This is a genomic window from Acinetobacter sp. Q85-2 (assembly GCF_013420555.1).
GTDB classification, from domain to species: Bacteria; Pseudomonadota; Gammaproteobacteria; order Pseudomonadales; family Moraxellaceae; genus Acinetobacter; species Acinetobacter indicus.
In genome coordinates this window covers 1-18888 of the sequence record NZ_VOXW01000034.1, presented here as the reverse complement: position 1 = coordinate 18888, position 18888 = coordinate 1, and the positions used below count along the sequence as shown (strand labels likewise).

At 46.1% G+C, this 18888-nt stretch carries 23 protein-coding genes; 8 read left to right on the top strand and 15 right to left on the bottom strand.

All coding sequences use genetic code 11. The features are described from left to right. Positions 1–196: 196 nt before the first annotated feature. A complete protein-coding gene (locus tag FTT68_RS13605; RefSeq protein WP_180057755.1) occupies positions 197–1585 on the bottom strand; it encodes a dihydrolipoyl dehydrogenase in 1389 nt (462 codons plus the stop codon). Positions 1586–1747: 162 nt separating this feature from the next. Here FTT68_RS13605 and FTT68_RS13600 point away from each other — a divergent pair, with 162 nt between their 5' ends. After that, positions 1748–3742, top strand: coding sequence for a hypothetical protein (locus tag FTT68_RS13600; protein ID WP_180007028.1), 1995 nt, complete (start codon positions 1748–1750; stop codon positions 3740–3742). Between the two features lie 149 nt (positions 3743–3891). Here the strand turns inward: FTT68_RS13600 and FTT68_RS13595 are convergent, their stop codons facing one another. Both FTT68_RS13595 and FTT68_RS13590 read right to left on the bottom strand, forming a co-directional pair. Continuing rightward, positions 3892–4314 (bottom strand): beta-lactamase hydrolase domain-containing protein, encoded by a 423-nt coding sequence (locus tag FTT68_RS13595; protein ID WP_034598149.1) that lies wholly within the window; start codon positions 4312–4314, stop codon positions 3892–3894. Then, positions 4307–4642 (bottom strand): TIGR01244 family sulfur transferase, encoded by a 336-nt coding sequence (locus FTT68_RS13590; RefSeq protein ID WP_005182227.1) that lies wholly within the window; start codon positions 4640–4642, stop codon positions 4307–4309. Before FTT68_RS13590 ends, FTT68_RS13595 begins: the two co-directional genes overlap by 8 nt. 124 nt (positions 4643–4766) lie before the next feature. Between FTT68_RS13590 and FTT68_RS13585 the strand changes: the two genes are divergently transcribed. The 3 genes from FTT68_RS13585 to FTT68_RS13575 all read left to right on the top strand — a co-directional run bounded on the left by FTT68_RS13585 (position 4767) and on the right by FTT68_RS13575 (position 6535). Further along, positions 4767–5663: an alpha/beta hydrolase gene (locus FTT68_RS13585; protein WP_005182237.1), complete on the top strand. Its 897-nt coding sequence runs from the start codon at positions 4767–4769 to the stop codon at positions 5661–5663. Further along, the gene (trxC, locus tag FTT68_RS13580; protein WP_016659552.1) at positions 5664–6095 is read left to right on the top strand and encodes a thioredoxin TrxC; all 432 of its coding nucleotides are present in this window, start codon (positions 5664–5666) and stop codon (positions 6093–6095) included. A 71-nt stretch (positions 6096–6166) separates the two neighbouring features. Next, positions 6167–6535, top strand: coding sequence for an acyl-CoA thioesterase (locus FTT68_RS13575; RefSeq protein WP_218946685.1), 369 nt, complete (start codon positions 6167–6169; stop codon positions 6533–6535). Between the two features lie 66 nt (positions 6536–6601). Here FTT68_RS13575 and FTT68_RS13570 read toward each other — a convergent pair whose 3' ends face one another. After that, on the bottom strand, positions 6602–7108 hold the full coding sequence (locus FTT68_RS13570; protein WP_180007026.1) for a DUF4442 domain-containing protein: 507 nt from the start codon (positions 7106–7108) through the stop codon (positions 6602–6604). Between the two features lie 28 nt (positions 7109–7136). Then, complete coding sequence (locus tag FTT68_RS13565) at positions 7137–7625, bottom strand: YajQ family cyclic di-GMP-binding protein (RefSeq protein WP_005182257.1); 489 nt, start codon at positions 7623–7625, stop codon at positions 7137–7139. A 91-nt stretch (positions 7626–7716) separates the two neighbouring features. Here FTT68_RS13565 and FTT68_RS13560 point away from each other — a divergent pair, with 91 nt between their 5' ends. Continuing rightward, the gene (locus tag FTT68_RS13560) at positions 7717–8031 is read left to right on the top strand and encodes a rhodanese-like domain-containing protein (protein WP_005182260.1); all 315 of its coding nucleotides are present in this window, start codon (positions 7717–7719) and stop codon (positions 8029–8031) included. Positions 8032–8218: 187 nt separating this feature from the next. Here FTT68_RS13560 and mnmC read toward each other — a convergent pair whose 3' ends face one another. From mnmC to FTT68_RS13540, 4 genes are read right to left on the bottom strand one after another with little or no spacing between them, the layout of a single operon-like run. Continuing rightward, the gene (mnmC, locus tag FTT68_RS13555) at positions 8219–10096 is read right to left on the bottom strand and encodes an FAD-dependent 5-carboxymethylaminomethyl-2-thiouridine(34) oxidoreductase MnmC (RefSeq protein WP_180007024.1); all 1878 of its coding nucleotides are present in this window, start codon (positions 10094–10096) and stop codon (positions 8219–8221) included. Between the two features lie 30 nt (positions 10097–10126). Further along, on the bottom strand, positions 10127–10609 hold the full coding sequence (locus FTT68_RS13550; RefSeq protein WP_005182267.1) for a hypothetical protein: 483 nt from the start codon (positions 10607–10609) through the stop codon (positions 10127–10129). 5 nt (positions 10610–10614) lie between these two features. Beyond that, a complete protein-coding gene (locus tag FTT68_RS13545; protein ID WP_163146136.1) occupies positions 10615–10917 on the bottom strand; it encodes a YciI family protein in 303 nt (100 codons plus the stop codon). 31 nt (positions 10918–10948) lie between these two features. Then, entirely contained in the window at positions 10949–11560 is a 612-nt protein-coding gene (locus tag FTT68_RS13540; RefSeq protein ID WP_075175311.1) for a septation protein IspZ, read from the bottom strand. Between the two features lie 44 nt (positions 11561–11604). Here FTT68_RS13540 and FTT68_RS13535 point away from each other — a divergent pair, with 44 nt between their 5' ends. After that, complete coding sequence (locus FTT68_RS13535; RefSeq protein WP_016659548.1) at positions 11605–12480, top strand: PHP domain-containing protein; 876 nt, start codon at positions 11605–11607, stop codon at positions 12478–12480. A gap of 49 nt (positions 12481–12529) precedes the next feature. On the opposite strand, the gene FTT68_RS13530 is transcribed toward FTT68_RS13535, so the two are convergent. Both FTT68_RS13530 and radC read right to left on the bottom strand, forming a co-directional pair. After that, positions 12530–13441: a bestrophin family protein gene (locus FTT68_RS13530; RefSeq protein ID WP_005182277.1), complete on the bottom strand. Its 912-nt coding sequence runs from the start codon at positions 13439–13441 to the stop codon at positions 12530–12532. 70 nt (positions 13442–13511) lie between these two features. Then, positions 13512–14207, bottom strand: coding sequence for a DNA repair protein RadC (gene radC, locus FTT68_RS13525; protein WP_005182279.1), 696 nt, complete (start codon positions 14205–14207; stop codon positions 13512–13514). Positions 14208–14320: 113 nt separating this feature from the next. Here radC and coaBC point away from each other — a divergent pair, with 113 nt between their 5' ends. Then, positions 14321–15595 (top strand): bifunctional phosphopantothenoylcysteine decarboxylase/phosphopantothenate--cysteine ligase CoaBC, encoded by a 1275-nt coding sequence (gene coaBC, locus FTT68_RS13520; protein WP_180007021.1) that lies wholly within the window; start codon positions 14321–14323, stop codon positions 15593–15595. A 73-nt stretch (positions 15596–15668) separates the two neighbouring features. Here coaBC and secB read toward each other — a convergent pair whose 3' ends face one another. The 4 genes from secB to rsgA all read right to left on the bottom strand — a co-directional run bounded on the left by secB (position 15669) and on the right by rsgA (position 18008). After that, entirely contained in the window at positions 15669–16127 is a 459-nt protein-coding gene (gene secB, locus FTT68_RS13515; protein ID WP_005182282.1) for a protein-export chaperone SecB, read from the bottom strand. Between the two features lie 40 nt (positions 16128–16167). Next, positions 16168–16425, bottom strand: a complete 258-nt coding sequence (gene grxC / locus FTT68_RS13510) for a glutaredoxin 3 (protein WP_005182284.1) — start codon at positions 16423–16425, stop codon at positions 16168–16170. 20 nt (positions 16426–16445) lie between these two features. Next, the gene (locus FTT68_RS13505; RefSeq protein WP_005182291.1) at positions 16446–16853 is read right to left on the bottom strand and encodes a rhodanese-like domain-containing protein; all 408 of its coding nucleotides are present in this window, start codon (positions 16851–16853) and stop codon (positions 16446–16448) included. Between the two features lie 96 nt (positions 16854–16949). After that, positions 16950–18008 (bottom strand): small ribosomal subunit biogenesis GTPase RsgA, encoded by a 1059-nt coding sequence (rsgA, locus tag FTT68_RS13500; protein WP_104989110.1) that lies wholly within the window; start codon positions 18006–18008, stop codon positions 16950–16952. 125 nt (positions 18009–18133) lie between these two features. Between rsgA and orn the strand changes: the two genes are divergently transcribed. Then, on the top strand, positions 18134–18688 hold the full coding sequence (gene orn / locus FTT68_RS13495; protein WP_005182297.1) for an oligoribonuclease: 555 nt from the start codon (positions 18134–18136) through the stop codon (positions 18686–18688). Positions 18689–18888: the final 200 nt, after the last annotated feature.

The following is an 18888-nucleotide window of genomic DNA, read 5'->3' as shown; positions in this document are numbered from 1 at the left end:
CCCGAACTCAGAAGTGAAACCTCTTAGCGCTGATGGTAGTGTGGGGTTACCCATGTGAGAGTAAGTCATCGCCAGCTCATTAATTCAAAATCCCCCTAGCTTAAACAGCAGGGGGATTTTTTTATGCGGGAAATTTGTGTGGGAAATAAAGATAAGTAGAATCAAAATGACAGTGAAATGAGAAAAATAGAGAAGATTAACCTTCCTCTTGATTTCTCAACTGTCGGCGAGCATGTTTTAAAGCCGTTCTTAAACCTTCTTCAAGCGTCGGATGATAGAAAGGCTTAGCAAGAAGTTCATCTAACGTTACCCCTTCATCAATCAGCCAGGCAAAAGTATGGGCAAAATGTTCGGCAGATTTTACAAAGAGTTCTGCGCCTAATAACTGGCGTGTACGTTTATCAATATAAATTTCGACAGCGCCTTTATTTTTAGCCAGAACCATCGCCCGACCTTGGCGCTCATAAGAAACCTTTCCAATCACAAAGTCGATGTTCTTGTTTTTAAGCTGTTTATAGCTTTGGCCAGCAATTGCCATTTCCGGTTGACTAAACACAATACTCAGCGGTGTTAAGTCTTTTAAACTCTTCAGTTTTGGATAATTAAGGCAGTTATGCACTGCACCTCGGCCTTCATGGGCTGCTTCATGCTGAATGGGGGTAGAAGTATGCGCATCACCAACCACAAAAATTGGGTAATTTCCCAGTTGTTTGGTTTGTGGATCAATCGGTAGCTCTTTAAGATTACCAAATTGAGAGTCAATCTGTTGTAGATTCAGCGAATCTAAATGACTACGACGGCCGGTGGCCACCAATACGTAATCAACCATAAGGTGCTGCGTTTGACCTTGCTCGCTAAACTCAAGCTTGACCTGATTGCCTACCTTTTCCACTTTTTGCGGTAAGACTTCAAACTTAATCTTTAATTCATTGCTGAGAAGTTCTTGGGCGAGTTGTTGCAGATCAGGGCTGGTCAGGGCACCAACACGACGGCTTCGTGCGAATATTGTCGTATCACAGCCCAACCTTTGCATGGCTTGAGCCAGCTCCAGTGCAATGACACCACTGCCAATCACGGCTAAAGATTTAGGGATGGCGTCTAGTTCAAAGATTTGATCTGAGGTAATCAGTCGTTCACCGAGCTGCTGCTTCCATTCAGCGTCATAGGTTGGGGTAGAGCCGACAGCCAGAATAAAGGCTTTGGCCTGATATTGCTGTTGGTTCACCTGTACGGTTTGAGCATCAATAAACTCTGCCTTGCCTTGAATTTTGTGTTGTGCATCCCAGCTTTCGACTTCTTTTAAAGTGGCTTGAGTGAAATGGTCACGCAAAGCGCGGACATGCGGCATCACCTGTGTGGTATCGACCTGTGCTTTGATGTTGAGACCGACTTTATTTGCCTCGTGTAAATCATGTAGGCGATGTGCAGCAGAAATCAGCACTTTACTGGGCATACAGCCCACTCGGGCACAGGTGGTGTCCCAGGAACCGTCATTAATAATAAGAATATTTTGTGTGTGCTTGATGGCTTCTTGATAAGCAGTGATTCCTGCTGTGCCTGCACCAATAATGATGAGATCGTACATGTGTAGATAACTTCACGTAATAAATAATTTTAGGCTAACACAAGTAAAACATTTATCATCCTTTCATTTACATAAAGCAGTAACTATGGTTACATATCTGATAATATTAATTATATATTTGACCAACTCGTTGTTTTGAGGGATTTAGGGGGGAATAATTCGGTGAAAAACAAAGAAATTAGTTTAAAGTTCTCAGCAGTTGCTTTAGCAGTTTTATTGACCGGCTGTGGAGGTGGTGGGAGTGATGGTTATTATGGTGGTGGCACTTCTCAAGTTAAACCAGAAAATTCTAATGGTATTCAACAGCCAACTTTATCAGCTTTGAATATCTCTGATGTAAAACTAATAGATACTAATAATTTGAATACTGCCATTATAACTAGTGCAGGGGTATTGGCTACAGTAAAAGTTACTGATCAGAATGGTCAACCTGTTAGTGGAGCTTTAGTTACATTTACTGGTGAGAATGTTATTTTCGGTACTTCAAATGGCGCAGTTATCACTAATTTAGACGGTATTGCGAATATTTCTGTAAAACCTTTAGATTCAAAAGATACAGGTAGTTATAAATTATCAGCTTCTGCAGAAAGTAATGAAAAAACTGCTAAATCAAATGATTTGTATTTTTCAATAGAGCCTTTTAAAACTAAATTATTAGATTTAACAGCAGTACCAAATGAAATTGATGCTGGTGGTTCCTCGACTATTACATTAAAAACTGTAGATCCTGTAAGTAATGCTATTCAAAGTAATGTTCAGGTTAATTTTTCTGCTAATTGTGGCACCTTTGAAAATAATTCAGTGTTATCAAATCAAGGTATGGTAGAAACCAAATATATTGCTATTTCTTCAGGCGGACAATTATGTACTGGTCCACAAGTAATTTCTGCATTGGCAAATAATGGTGCGATATCAAGTACAGTCAATATTACTGTTAAATCAATTAAAGCAAATTCATTAGTTTATACCTCAAATGAAATTAAGCTTGGCACAGTTAATAGCGGATCTTCAACTGCGGGGCAAGTGGAATTTACGGTTTATGCTGATAACGTTCCAGCAAAAGACCAAGATGTTCGTGTTGAATTAATTAATGCTCCTCATGATTTAAGCTTTGTTTCATTAGGAAATACAGAAAGCAAGATAATTAAATCAGATGCCGCAGGAAAAGTAGTATTAAATCTTTATCCTGGTAGTTTGCCTGGTCCTATAGAAATAAAAGCTACTCTTGTTTCAGATCCAACTATTTTTGCTTTGACTAAAAGTGTTTCCGTAGCAACTGGACGTGTTTCACAAAATGGTTTAAGTCTAGCTGTTAGTAAAAATTCACTACAATGGGATGTGGATGGAGATAAAGCTACAATTACAGCACGTTTAAGAGACCGGGTAGGTAATAAAGTTCCAAATGGCACGGTGATTAGTTTCGTTTCTGAAGGTGGGAGCATTACGCCAAATTGTTCTACTGCAGATGGTGAGTGTTCAGTTACTCTTCAAACCCAAAATCCACGCCCATTAGATAATCGGGTAACAGTTCTTGCCTTTGTTGAAGGTGATAAGCAATATATTGATAAAGATTCTGACAATCGGTATACAGCTGGTATTGATGAACTAGTAAGTAATATTGGTGATTTCTTTAGAGACGATAACGAAAATACTATTTTTGAAGCAGCTTTAGGTGAGTTTTTATATAAGCGAGGAGCTACTGGAGCTACATGTGCCCCAAGTACTTTCAAACAACCTAATATAGCAGGGACTTGTAATACTGGCTTAGAAGCGGTCATAAGAGAACAGTTAGTTTTTGCATTTAGTGATGATACACCTACTGTTACCTCTGCTAATATTAATTCAGACAAGACGAATTTTAGTTTTAAACTATTTGGTAATACTCTTAGATCTGTACCAATGCCAACAGGGACAACAGTTGATGTAGTTGCGGAAGATAATACAGATAAGAACGAATTATCTTGCACGGCAGAATTGTGGAGTGGAAATCCAACTGTAGCTTCTGTGTTTAATTTATTAACACCAAGTACTTTTGTAAATAGTAGTCAAGTAAATTATTCATATCGTTTAAAAGGGTGTGGTACTGGCGATAGTCTGATTTTGTCAGTCACAGCTCCCAACGGCAAAATCACTAAAGATGAGTTCAAACTTTTTTAAAACCAAAAAAACAGCGCCTCGGCGCTGTTTTTTATGGGAGTTTAAATAGAAACTATAAAGAGGTCCCCACACTCACCCCCACCGTTGGGCGGACATCCATAGAGCTACAACCTGCCAGTACACATGCACAAATCAGCATGATCCAGATTTTATTCATGTAATAACCCCTGATTTTTTGCCTGATTAAATAGGGCTGCCGAACGTGAACCACTACGACAGACCATTAAAATCGGTTTCGGCAGTTCGTTATAGTACTTCGCAAACTCCTGCACATCGGCCTGAGAAATTGCACCGCTGCTTACGGGTTGATAAATCACGCTAACCCGGGATTTCTCGGCAATGTCACGTAATTGATTCACTTTCACCGTGTTACCTGCTTCCTGATCAGGGCGGTTTACAATCACCGATTTAAACCCATCTTGCAGCAAGATCTTAAATTTCTCAGGTGTCATTTGCCCAGAAACACTAAGATTGGCATTTAACGCACGGCTAAAATCACTGGCAGCAACGCATAGGGAGGTCGTGGTCATTGAGAGCGCCAAAACCATCCCTATCCACAACGATTTAGTCATCTAACAGGTCCATTTGTTTGGCCAGTTGATATAAGTTATTTGAGCGGTTGCCGGTACGGCAGAACATCAGAACCGGTTTTGGTAATTCATTAAAGTGATTGGCAAAGGTACGGACATCCAACTCGGTAATTTGCCCAGCCACCACCGGTTGATAGACATAATCTAACCCTGCATTACGCGCTGCATCTTCAATTTGTGCGCTGGTCGGTTGTTCCGGGCCACCTTCCATGTCTGGACGGTTGTTAATAATTGATTTAAAGCCTTTTTCAACCACTTGGGTTACGTGTTCCGGGCCAATTTGACCTGCAAAGCCAACATGCTCACTCATAATGCCACTCCATCATCCATATCTGAATATTATGCTCTATAATACCATTAGCCAGATTTTCGCGCAGATTGTTCTGAAATATTTATAAACGATTACAACCATAAAACAACGCACTGGAGCAGCCATGCATGCCTATACTGTCGAGCCTCTCTATGTCAAAAGCGGTCAGGAGGTCATTGCTGCCGATTTTTACCTGCCAAAAACTTCCACTAAACCAGCCGTGATTTTAATGGCGCATGGTCTGGCCGGCCTGCGTCAGTTCAAGCTGGTGCAATATGCCAAACGCTTTGCCCGCGCCGGTTATGCGGTGGTGCTGTTTGATTATCGCTATTGGGGCGGCAGTACCGGGCGTCCGCGGGAGCTGGTGTCGTTGTCGCGGCAGCTGGATGACTGGCGTACCATGATTTCACATGTACAGGAACGGCAATCGGTGGATGGGCGGCGGATTATCCTGTGGGGTACAGCGCTAAGTGGCGGCTATGTTTTAACTTTGGCTTCGCAGTTAAACCATTTAAAAGCGGTGATGGTGCAGGTGCCATTTGTGGATGGTGCGGCCAGTGCCAAGCTGTATCCGATTCAGCAGCTGCCACGTGCCTTAAAAATTTCCAGTCAGGATTATATGGGCGCTAAAGTCGGCTTAATGCCAAAAACCTTGCCGGTAGTTGATCCGAAAGGGCTGTGTTTCTTACCGACGGCGGATAGTTATGAAGGTTATCTGTCGATTTTACATCCAGATTTTTACTGGAGTGGCGAGATTCCGGCACGGGCGCTGTTTCATCTGATCCGTTATCGGCCGATTCAGGATGTGCGCCAGATTAATATTCCGGTGCTGTTTATTGCCGCCAAACGCGACAGCCTGATCCCGATTGAATCGAGTCGTGAAACAGCCACCAATATTGCGCCTTATGTGCAATATCATGAATGGGATATGCAGCATTTTGATGTTTATCATGGCCAATATTTTGAAAAAGCCGTCAAGACTCAATTAGAATTTCTACATCAGCATATTGGAGTAAGCTAAATGATTGTTGTCTGTCCAGCCTGTAGTGCCAAAAACCGTGTTCCGGAGGATAAGCTAACTGCCCATCCAACATGCGGACAATGTCATCAGGCTTTAATTCCACTGGCGCCGATTGACCTGAATGAGCAGAATTTTAGCCAGTTTATCCAGCACAGTGATTTACCAATCCTGATCGACCTGTGGGCAGAGTGGTGTGGACCCTGCAAGATGATGGCGCCGCATTTTGCCCAGGTTGCGGCGCAATATCCGCAAGTAATTTTTGCCAAAATTAATACTGAAGAAAATCCGCGTTTAAGCAGTGCTTTTAATGTGCGCAGTATTCCCACGCTGGTGTTGATGAATAAGACCACCGAAATTGCTAGAATAAGCGGCGCATTAAGATCGACCGAACTGAAACAGTGGTTAGATCAGCACTTAACTTCAAATCCTTAATCACGCCCGGAGCGAATGTGTCAGATTCTCAACTAAAACCGGAAGGGACGCTCTCTCTTCAAACCATTGCTATGCCTGCCGATACCAACTGGAGTGGAGATGTGTTCGGGGGCTGGATTGTTTCGCAGATGGACTTGGCCGGGGCAATTCATGCCGAGCGTTTTACCCAAGGCCGCTGTGCTACCATTGCCATTAACCAGATGACTTTTCTGGTGCCTGTGAAAGTGGGGGATGTGATCAGCTGCTATACCAAAATCCTGAAACTGGGCAATACCTCAATTCAGATGCAGATTGAAGTCTGGGATAGCCATGACAGTTCACGTGCAGCAAAACGTGTTACCGAAGGCGTCTTTACCTTTGTCGCAGTGGATGTCAAAGGCAACAAGCGTCAGATTTCCGAAGAAGTGAAGCAGAAGTATCTGGAATCGAAAGCTGTATAATTTGTGCGCTCAAAGATCAAAAATCCCAGTTCTGAAACTGGGATTTTTTTTATGACTTAAAGTGGGTTAACGGGCTTTTTTAAGCTGATCTTTGCTGACCCAGGCCCAGAGCATTTCACATTGAATTGGCGCTTCACCCGATTCATCGGTCACTTCGACTGCAACCAGCGTTTCACCTTTTTCGGTGTGTTGCATCAAGTGCTGCTGTTCTGCACTCAGCGTTGCGACTGCGGTCATGGCGCCTTGGGTCGGGCGTTTAAAATCAACTTTAAAGCTTTTAATTAACACAATCGAGTGATCGGGCACATTCATGCCGGTGACAAAGCCGGTGGCAGTTTCTGCAATTAGCGCCATAGCACAGGCATGTACCTGGCCAATATGGTTTTGCATGGCTTTATGATTGTCAATTTTCACCACCACTTTGGCCGAACTGACTTCGAGATATTTTAATTTGGCTGTCCCCACCATAGGCACGATCCGGCCAAAGGCTTTGCTCCACAAAGTGGTGCGAATCACCTGTGGAAATTTTGCTGTCGCTTTGACTAATTTTGCTAAACGATTCGCTTGTGCCATGATCGATTCCTATGCGGGAGCAAAGAGCTTAATCTTTGAAGTTGTTAAATTGCAGTGGCAGACCAAATTGCTGTTCTTTTAAAAACGCCATCACTTGCTGCAAGGTGTCGCGTTTTTTATCCGTCACACGGATTTTGTCGCCCTGAATAGAAGATTGCACTTTAATGCCGCTTTCTTTAATGGCTTTATTAATTTTTTTCGCGGTATCAGAGTCAAGACCATCTTTAAGCTTCACCGTCTGAATCACATTTTTACCTGAGGCCGTGGCTTTCTGCGGGTCTAGTGCCTGCACATCAATCTTACGTTTATAAAAATGATTCTCCAGCATGGTATATACTTGCTCACATTGGAAATCACTTTCGGTTTTGATTTTGATCTCTTTGGCTTTCTCATTCAGTTCGATAGAAACATCTTGACCACGGAAATCGAAACGTGTTGCGATTTCTTTTTGAGTATTCTGAACTGCATGATTTACTTCAAAAATTTCTAATTCTGAAACAATATCGAAAGATGGCATAGTTTAGACCTTTACAAATGGAAAGAATATCTGAGATGCTAGGGATGTTTTCTTCATTTGCCAAGTGTTGTTTACATCAAAGGAGTGCACAATGATCCGTAAGCAAGAAATTACAACATTTGAGTTCCCAGAAAATGCAATCATCTGGGATGTCCGTGATGCAAGTGCTTATGCTGAAGCGCATATTCAAGGCGCAGTCAATCAGCCAATTGCCAACTTGTCAGCAGATAGCTTGACTCAGGTGTCAGCGGATCAACCGATTTACATCTTATGTGGCGGTGGCAGCAAAGCGCCGCGTGCGGCTGAATTGTTAGAAGAGCTGGACAGCTCACGTGAATATGTGGTGCTGATGGGCGGTACCCGTGCTGCACGTGATGCTGGTTTGCCTTTGGTTCAAGGGCAATAATCAAAAAGCGCCGTCAGGCGCTTTTTTATGAACACTGTTTATCATTGACTAAAAAAGATCAGAATACTCTCTCACATGATCAAGCATTTAAAATGAAGAAAATAAATGCTCTCCTCGACTTCCACACTAAGCCTGATCTTTCAAACTAAACCGGGCCATCATTCTCGATCTATACAACGTTTTTAGCTTAGGCCTTAAAATACGGTTTCTTGGCTTTGGCTTTCTTTTGAAAACGGCGGATGTTGAGTTTTTCCAGTACCTGCATCGGCACCGGGCAGGCCTCGTTTAAAATCTGCGCGGCCAGAATTTCACTACATAGCGGTGCAAACAGAAAACCTTTGGAACCGAGTCCAGTCAGGCTATAGACTTGCTGTCCGGGTTCAAGCGCCCCGAGCAGCGGGAAATAATCCTGACTTTGCGCACGGATCGACGCGCGGCCTTGCCAGTTGCGTGGATCGGGCAGGGTGTCCGCATAGTCGGGGAAGACGCTGCGAATCAGCGCCAGATTATGTTCATGATCTTCTCGTAAGACTTCGGCATCATCCCGACCCGGATAAAAAGACGCGCCTAAAATCAACTGCTCTGCATCGAGCTGCATACAGTAACCGCCATAACTATAGGCGCTATCTAAACGCAGCGGTTGCTGGGTATTCTTCAGCCAGCTGACCTGACCCCGAATCGGTTTTAACAGCGGATAATGTTCAAAAAACTGGCCAGATTCACGGGCTGTGCAGACAAAGACATGATCAAACTGGCCCAGAGATTGGTTGTCACTGAACAGTTCCGGTCGATCTGTCGGGTGAATCTGGGTGATTTTGGCCTGCTGATATTGAATCCGCTCATGCGCCAGAATCTCCGCACACAGTTGATGTGGCGACACCGCGCCAGCCTGTAGCAGACGCAGGGCAGGAAATTCTGATCGCAGCTGTGCGTCTAAATCTTTTTCCAGAATACCTGGCGGATATTGATCGGCCAGTGCCAGCAGCTGTTCCGGATTTTTTAGCCCAAGCTGATTGACCTGAATCGGGCGGAAGGCCTGAAACTTTGCATAATGATTTAAGGCATGTTGCCAGGCCAGGGTCATTAAATGGGTATGGCTCTGTTCAATAGCACAGAGCTTCGGATTGAGCAGGGCCAGTGGATTGCCCGAGCCACCCGCCAGTGGCGCGCTTTGATCATACAGAGAAACTTGATGCCCACGCTGAGCAAAAGCCCAAGCCAGACTTAAACCGGCAATACCGGCACCAATAATGGCAATATGCCGTTGCTGTACAGAGGTCGAAGGAACTGAGGTTGCTGGTTCAGTTTCCCGTTCTGGGCTAAGCGGTTCTTCTGGCGCTAACCAGATGCCTTTTAGCATTTCGCGTTTATGGCCAAACCCGCGCGGCCGGGAAATATGAATCCCGTGCTGTCTTAAACCTCGCTTTAACACCCCGGCTACACTAAAGGAAGCGAAGGTAGTGCCGACATCTGACAGGCGAATAATATGATTGAGCACCTGTTCTTCCCACATATCCGGATTGCAGGAGGGCGCAAAGCCATCTAAAAACCAGGCATTGACCTGTGTGGTTTTGGCCATCATCGGAAAGACATCGTGCGCATCACCGAGCCAAAGGTCGATAGAAAAACGCTGCTCCGGAAACGACAGGCGATGACAGCCGGCCAGTGGTAATGGATACTGGGCAATCAGCTGATCGGCCAGAGGTTTTAGTTCCGGCCAGGCATTTAAGGCGCGAATTAAATCGGCTTTGGAAAGCGGAAATTTCTCCACCGAAATGGCATGTAAATGGCTGTGATTATTCGGACGCACCTGTTGCCACAGTTGCCATAAGGCCAGAATATTCAGGCCGGTGCCGAAGCCGGTTTCTCCGACACAGAAATATTCATAATCTTGCAGGTCTGCCAGACGCTCGGACAGGTCATTACCGTTTAAAAACACATGCCGGGTTTCCAGCAGGCCATTGTCCTTGGAAAAGTAGACATCCCCAAACTGTTTCGATACCGGGACATCAATGCCCTCAATATGTTGCCAATCGAGATCGGCGGTTTGAATGCGATTAGACAACACCCAGATTACCTTTAATGAAGCAGAACATTACCACTGACGACGACGTTTGGTATACACATAGCTGGCCACCAAAAAGCCCAGCAATACGCCGACAGCCAGCGTGGCAGCGCCGTAAAGAAACATCTGTGCGCTACGTTCACTTTGTAAGACCTGAACCTGTACACCCAGATTGTCATTTTTCAGCTGCAGTTCCTGGTTTTGCGCCAGTGCTTCCAGATTGGCTTTTTCCAGCTGTTGCAGGCGGCTTTCCTGATCTTTGACCAGCGCCTTGATTTTAGCTTCCTGTGCCGCTTTATTCTTGGCTAGCTGCTCAGCGGTCAGCGGCTGGTTGGCCGTTGCCGGCGCTGTGGTGGTGGCCACAGCCGGTATAATCGCCGGTTTGGCTGGCGTTGCGACCGCTGGCGTGACTTGAGCCGTGGTATTTACAGCAGCGGGTGCAGCCGGTTCAACGGCCCACAGTGCAGAACAGAAGAAGGATAGACCCAGTAGACTCGGGACAACAACGCGCATGCAGCTTATCCTTTAGGAAATGCTTTATTAAAAGGTTTGACTTCAATCTGGCCATAGACGCCTGCTTTCAGGAATGGCTCATCTTGCAGCCAGGCATCAAGGGCTTCACGAGAATCAAAATCGACAATAATGGTACTGCCATAAAAACCCACTTGTGGATTGGCCGGATCTTTCGGCATCGCACCGGCGACAATCAGACGGCCTTCATCATCCAGCTGTTGCAGACGTTCAAGATGTTGCGGACGAATGGCCAGACGTTTTTCGACGGTTCCTTCGTTATCGGTACAGGTCACCACAAATAAAGGCATAAGGTATTCTCGCTCAAGCGGACTGAAGGATTTATTCGGCAGTTTTAAAGTATTTACGCAATACAATAAACTGAATAATGATAAAGGAAAACATCACAATCATGTCACCAAAAGCAGTGAATTCTCCCCAGTATTTTCCACCCATAAAGATATAGGCAAAGAAGCCGTGCAGGAAGGACATTAGCAGAAACATCCCGACCCAGGCATAGTTCAGTTTCAGCCAGCCTTTGTCGCTTAAATTGAACACTGGTCCAAACAGACGCTGGATTAACGGCTTGCGATCTTTGCTGAACCATGGTGACAGCAGGAAGGCGCCAGCAAAGACCAGATTCAGCAAGACAGCTTTTAGGCGAATATAGAAGTCATCGCTCAGCATTAGGGTAATACCACCAAAAATCACGGTCATAAACAGCACAATCCACTGCTGTTTGTCCAAACGGAATTTTTGAGAGACAAATAATGCGCCATACACCACTAACATGGAAATGATCAGACCAGTGGTGGCCACAAGAATGTTATTGTTATCCACACCACCGGCAGAGCCGATCATTTGCAGCAAAGGATGGTGGGTATCTTTTGGATCTACAGTTTTATATAAATAAAAGAAAATAATGAGTGGCACAAAGTCTAAAAGTGCTTTCATGTTAGAGTATCTAAATCTGATCAAATAAATGTCATAGTATAGAGATGCACGGCGTAGATTTACATACACATAGCAATATTTCTGATGGAACTTTAAGTCCGCAGCAATTGATTGCAGCAGCAGCTGAACTGTCGATCCATACGCTGGCATTGACTGATCATGACAGCATGGATGGAATTGCACTGGCTCAGGAAGCGGCGAAAAATCACGGGATTAAGCTCATATCTGGCGTAGAAATTTCCAGCCAGTGGTCACGACCGGCGACCAAAAAAAGCTATGCTGTGCATATTGTGGCCTTGAATATGCAAAATCCGGCGCCGATGGCGGCACTACTGGCCCAGCAAAAAAATATTCGTGCTGCGCGCTCCAAACAGATTTGCGAGCTGCTAATTCCGCTGATTGGTGAAGATATTTATACCGATGTGATTGCCAAGGTAGATAATGTCCCGGATCGGGTGACCCGTACCCATATTGCCAAAACCCTGGTGGAAAAAGGCTATGTTAGTCGGCCGCAGCAGGCCTTTGATAAATACATTAAAGAAGGCAAAAAAGCCTATGTGAAATTTGAAGGCTTGGGCTTGGAGGAAACTATTCAGGTGATTCATGCCAGTGGCGGTTTTGCGGTGCTGGCGCATCCGACCCGTTATGATCTGTCGGCGACCAATATCCGTTACCTGATTGAAATTTTTGCCAAATTTGGTGGAGATGCCGTCGAGTTGCCGCCGGCGATTGATCCAAGTTCTACCCGGCAGATGGTGGACCGGATGATTGCCGAGCATGGCTTAAAAGTCTCGGTCGGTAGCGATTTTCATGGTGAAAATATGCCGTGGATGAAACTGGGCAATATTCCCAGCCTGAAACCGGGGCAGGTCGGAATTTGGGAAAGTTTTGTCAATCCATCACCGGCGCTGACTGCGTAAACGTATTTCAGCATCAAAAAAAACCTCAGCTGGGCTGAGGTTTTTTGCTTTAGAGCAGGTTATTGTCCTGTGCCTGAATTGGTGGTGGTGTCGGTTTCCCCAAAGTCGAGAGTAATTCGATTTCAATGGTGCGCACCATCGCATCTAAAGGCAAGTCATTACTTTGCGTACCAAATGGCTCTTCAATTTCCGAGCTTAGGGCGTCCAACCCCAAGAAGGTATAAGCCAGAATCCCGACCAGTAGTGGTGTCGCCAGCCCCAGCGTCGAGCCCAAGCTAAACGGCAGCATAAAGCAGAAAAAGTACACGGTACGGTTTAGCAATACCGAATAGGCAAACGGCAGCGGGGTGGTGGCAATCCGGTCACAACCGGTTTGCACCAGGCTGAGTTCCATCACATGCTGGTTCATCTGGCTGTAAATAATATCGGAAATTTCACCTTCTTTTAGGGCCTGCATCAGTTCCCATTGAATCAGGCTGAGGGTATATTGCGGCGCATTGGCCTGTTGATACAGCTGGGTTACGGCCTGCTGGCTCATACCGCTGGTTTCTACCAGTTCAGTCGGATTGGCAGTTTGATGGCGCAGACGGTCACGCAACACATTGGCAAACACAATCACATGCTGAATCACCCGTTCCCGGCGGCCTTGGGCCAGCATCCGGCAGTCGCGGTCAAAATGGCGCGCATTGGCAATTAACATGCCCCACAGTTTGCGGGCTTCCCACCAGCGGTCATAACAGGCCGAATTTTTAAAGCCAAGGAAAATCGACAGTACCACCCCAATTAAGGTAAAGCCGATCAGGGGGAAATCAGAGAAGTGAAAATACCCGACATAGGACAGGCCGCCGACAATCGCCGACAGCAACATGACCACGCCCAAAGGTGGTAACACCTTCGGTAAGATGGTACCTCGCCAGGAAAATAACAGCCTAAATACGCTCGGTTGGTCACGTACAATCATGTCTGGGAATCAGCTTAAGTTTTTCATGATCTTCTGTGCTGGCCGGGTTTTTGTCAATATGTTGCGCTGCTTAAAATGTCGACTTGATGAGTTGATGTTCAGCAAAGGAAAAACTGCCTTCGGGAGCAATAATACAATGATCAATCAGGCGGATATCAACCAGCTGGCAGGCCTGCTGGATGCGCTGGGTCAATTGTAAATCGGCCGGTGAGGGCTGTGGCTGTCCCTGAGGATGATTATGACTGATCACCAGCGCCGTAGTGTTTTTCTGGATGGCAAAGCGTAGCAGCTGGTTGATCGAAATTTCACATGAATTGAGCGCGCCAAAAAACAGTTTCTTAAAACAGATTTTGCGCAGCTGCGCATCCAGGCACAATACTGCAAATACTTCCTGAGTTTCACCGAGCAGTTCAAAGCGTAAATAGTCCAGTAGCAGCCGGGAGGAGCTGAGTTCCAGTTTGTCCTGCTGCAAATGCTGGGCGGTATAGCGCCGGCCCAATTCCTTGACCGCCATCAGCTGGCTGTATTTACTTGGACCCATGCCATGAAACTGGCTTAAATCGGGCAGGGCGGCATCGAGTACCGCATTCAGGCTGCCAAAGGCCTGTAATAAATGACGGGCCAGTTCAACGGCAGAGTACTGCTGGGAGCCGGAGCGCAGGAAAATAGCCAGCAGTTCGGCATCGGAAAGACTGTGCGCGCCGTACTGGATCAGGCGTTCACGCGGACGCTCCTGTTCCGGCCAATGTTTAATACTGAAGTTCATTGTTATTAGACTTATTGGTGATGAATTGTTATGGATTTCGCCCAGACATGTCTTGGGAATGACAATATTTAATGCTATTGTGAGCCCCACTGCAACAGAAAGGTAAGCTGTTCGTGAGTTTTGATTTAAGTGTCATTCCTAATAAAAATATTATTGTGGGTATTACTGGCGGTATTGCCGCCTACAAAAGTGCCATTCTGGTTCGCCGTTTAAAGGACGCTGGCTTTAACGTCCGGGTGGTGATGACCGAAGGGGCACAAGCCTTTATTACACCGCTGACCTTTCAGGCGTTGTCGGGCAATCCGGTGCATACCCAGTTGCTGGACCCGGAAGCCGAGGCCGGCATGGGGCATATTGAACTGGCACGCTGGGCCGATCTGGTGCTGATTGCACCGGCCAGCTGTGACACCCTGGCCAAATTTGCCGCCGGTCTGGCAGATGACTTGTTATCGACTTTATATCTGGCCACCAGTGCCCCGGTCTGGGTGGCACCGGCCATGAATCAGCAGATGTGGGCGGCCAAAGCTACGCAGCGCAATCTGGCGATGCTGGTAGACGATGGCGTGCATGTGATTATGCCGGAATCCGGCTCACAAGCCTGTGGTGATGTCGGTCTGGGCCGTATGCCTGAGCCGGAAGAGCTAGCGCGTCAGGTCACCGATTATTTCCATAAAGCGCAGCGTGCGATTGCTGAAAAATTTGGCTTACTGGCCAGCAAGCATGTGGTGATTACCGCCGGGCCAACCCGTGAAGCGATTGATCCGGTACGTTATATTTCCAATCATAGTACTGGAAAAATGGGCTTTGCCCTGGCAGCAGCCTGCTATGCAGCTGGCGCCAAAGTTACGCTGATTGCCGGGCCGGTCAGTCTGGATACACCAAACGGGGTCCGCCGTATTAATGTATCTTCAGCCGTGCAGATGCTGGACACCAGTATGCAGTTGCTGGATGAAGGCTGTGATGTGTTTATTGCCACCGCGGCGGTTGCCGATTATCGCGTGGCTGAAGTTGCAGAACACAAAATCAAAAAATCCGGAGATGAACTGGATATCGCCTTAATCAAGAATCCGGATATTGTGGCGACTATCGCGCAGCAGGACAAACGTCCGTTTATGGTCGGCTTTGCCGCTGAAACGCGCAATGTGGAAGAATATGCGGCCGGCAAACTGGTGGCGAAAAAGCTGGATATGATTGCCTGCAATGATGTGTCCCGTGCAGATATCGGCTTTGCCTCTGATGAAAATGCCATGACGGTGTTCTTTGCTGAAGGCTATCATCTGCCAAAACGCGATCTGGAAAAAGCCTCCAAGCAGGAAATTGCCCAGCAGCTGGTCGAAGCCATTCATGATGCCTTGCACCATGATCCGGCGCAGGATGAAGCCTTCTGATCTTGTCAGAACAAATAAAAAAGCCCTGCAAGTGCAGGGCTTTTTCGTGTTGGACTTAAATGCCTGAATACAATTAAGCCTGACCTTCTGCAGCAGCGGCTTGTGCGCGTTGCATGTTGGCTTCAAATTCAGCATCAAAGTTGATTGGCGTTAACAGCAATTGCGGGAAGCTGCCTTTGGTAACCATATCATTCACTGCTTCACGCAAGAACGGGAACAGGATGTTCGGGCAGTAGGCACCCAGAATATACGGCAAACGTTCTTCTTCTACGCCATCAATCAGGAAAATACCTGCTTGAGTGACATCTACAATAAATGCTGTATCACCGGCATTGTTGGCTTGAACAACAACTTTTAAAGACACTTCAAAGTGGGTTGGATCAATCTTTTCTGCAGAAGACGACAGATTGATATTCAGTTCAGGCTGCCATTCTTTGGTAAATACTTGTGCCCCTGGAACTTCAAAAGAAATATCTTTTGTATAAATACGCTCTAATGCCAATTGTGGTTGAGCTTGTTGTTGTTCACTCATTATTTATTCCTTAAAAATATGAACAGAAAATTAATTGAAATTATGACGCCAGTAAGTCATCGAGTTTGCCTTCACGCTCAAGGGCGTAAAGTTGGTCGAAACCACCAATGAACTGCTCATTAATAAAAATTTGTGGAACAGTACGATGGTTGGTGCGCTGCATCAGTTCAGTGCGGACTTCTGGTGCTTCGTTGGATAAATTGATTTCTTTATAGACAACGCCTTTACGCTCAAGAAGCTGTTTTGCACGTACGCAATATGGACATACAGTTGTTGAATAAATCGTTACTTCAGCCATTGCTAATCTCCTCAAGCGGATTATTTGCTTTTTACTAAAGGTAAGCCTTGTGCTTTCCAGTTACTGATCCCACCATCCAGACGATAGCTATCTGCGTGGCCTACCTGTTGCAGGGCAGTGCCGGCAATTTGACCTAAATTGCAGATAAACACCAATGGACGGTCAGCGGTTTTTAACTCTTCAATATGGCTTGAAATTTTGCTGTAAGGAATGTTGCGGCTGCCGCTGATATGGCCTTCACGGAAGTCTTTGGCATCACGTAAATCAATCAGCATGGCATTTTTGGCTTTCACCAGAATCCCTAAAGATTGTGGGGAAATTTTACGCCCGTTACGTTGGCCTTCCAAAATGAAGAATAAAACCACCAAAACTGCCAGTGTTCCAAACAAGAAGGGGTGATTCCCCATAAACTCGAACCAACGTTCCACAAGTCACCTAAATTACAATTTCAAAAATTGTCACAGAGTATAGCCTATAAATATGGTGATCAAAATCACCGCTTCAAGGGTCGGGCTGCAATTAAACTAATTTTTTTGCTGAGCTTCGTTGACTTCATCAATCAGACGTAAATAACTGTCGAGCCGGCGCGTTAAAATCTCACCTGCTGCTGCTGCCTGACGCAAGGCACATTGCTTTTCGTGCTTATGGGTACAGTTACGGAATTGACAGTGACCGAGCAGATTTTCAATTTCCGGAAAACCCTGCTGGATTTTTTCAGTCGTCAAATGCCACAGGCCAAATTCACGGATGCCCGGTGAGTCAATAAGCGCCGAACCTTCACCAAACGGAATTAAGCGGGTGGAGGTGGTGGTGTGCTGCCCCAGGGCCGAGTTTTCTGAGATGATATTGGTTTTCTGCGCCGCTTCCGGCACGATGGCATTAATCAGGGTGCTTTTACCCACGCCAGACTGACCGACAAAGGCCACAGTTTCATTTTTTAAACGGTTGGACAGTTCGGTCAGATCTGCATCAGACTGGGTCTGCATCACTTCATAACCCAAATTGCGGTATTCTTGCAGTAAATCCAGAATCGGATCATTTTCGGTAAGTAGGTCGGATTTGTTCAGGATCAGCAGCGCCGGAATATTGGCATCGGCACAGGCCACCAGATAGCGGTCAATCAGACCCGGTGCCGGTTCTGGCAGCGGTGCAAACACAATCACAATCAATGAGATATTGGCGGCTACCGGTTTAACTTTGTGGTAACGGTCCGGGCGCGTGAGCAAAGACTGGCGCGGATGGATGGCGCTAATAATGCCCAGACCGGTATTTGGATCGGCCTGCCATTTAACCCGGTCACCGGTAACCAGTAATTCCAGGTTGGTACGGGTATGACAGCGCCAGATGCTGCCCAGTTCAATCGGTTTCCAGAACGGTTCAGGTTCACCTTCGGCCACCACGGGTTTTTCAGGATGCTGCTCCGGCACGGAGAGGGCTTGTACTTCCAGCTGGCGTCCATAATGCTGCACCACCAGACCTTCCAGATCATTGGAGCTGTCTATCTCTTCCTGCCGGGTTTGCTGCTGTTTCTGAATGCGGCGTTGTTGCTGTTCAGTCAGGCGACGCTTACGAATTAAAGCCATTCATATCCTAAAAAAACCATGAAATCTGGAGTGCAAAAATAGCATGAAGCACGGGCAGAATGACACCCAAGAACACAGAAATTTGCTACTATAGCCGTTTTTAAGACGAATAAGATTGCACATTTATGAGCAGCACGCCTGATACCCGCTTAATTTGGATTGACCTGGAAATGACAGGTTTAGATACCGATAATGATCAGATTATTGAAATTGCCACCATTGTGACAGACGATCATTTAAATATTCTGGCGGAAGGTCCGGTACTGGCCGTGCATCAATCAGATCGTATTTTAAATGCCATGGATGAATGGAACACGCGTCAGCATGGTCAGTCGGGGCTAATTGAGCGTGTACGTCGCAGTAAACTGAGCGCGCAGGATGCCGAGCAGCAAACCTTGGAATTCCTGAAAAAATGGGTCAATCCAAAAACTTCGCCGATGTGCGGTAACTCGATCTGTCAGGACCGACGCTTTTTACACCGGTTAATGCCGGAGCTGGAGCAGTTCTTCCATTACCGTAATCTGGATGTATCTTCTGTTAAAGAACTGGCCAAACGCTGGCGTCCGGAAATCATGAGCGGCTTAAAGAAAAATGCCTCTCACCTGGCCATGGATGATATCCGTGACTCGATTGCCGAGCTGAAATACTATCGTGAATATTTCTTTATTATGAATAAATAAGTATCTGTTCATCATCCATCTATTTGCACTGTGGGGACTAGCGTATCCACAGCGCTTAAGAAGAGGCTTTGGGCCATTGCTGTCCCACAATTTTTCACAAGAGGAAGCTCATTTGAGCTTCCTCTTGTTTTATGGGTATTTTATCGGGTGAAAATAAAGCTTTTAAAGTTCTTCTTTCAAACAAATTCACTTGAATTATT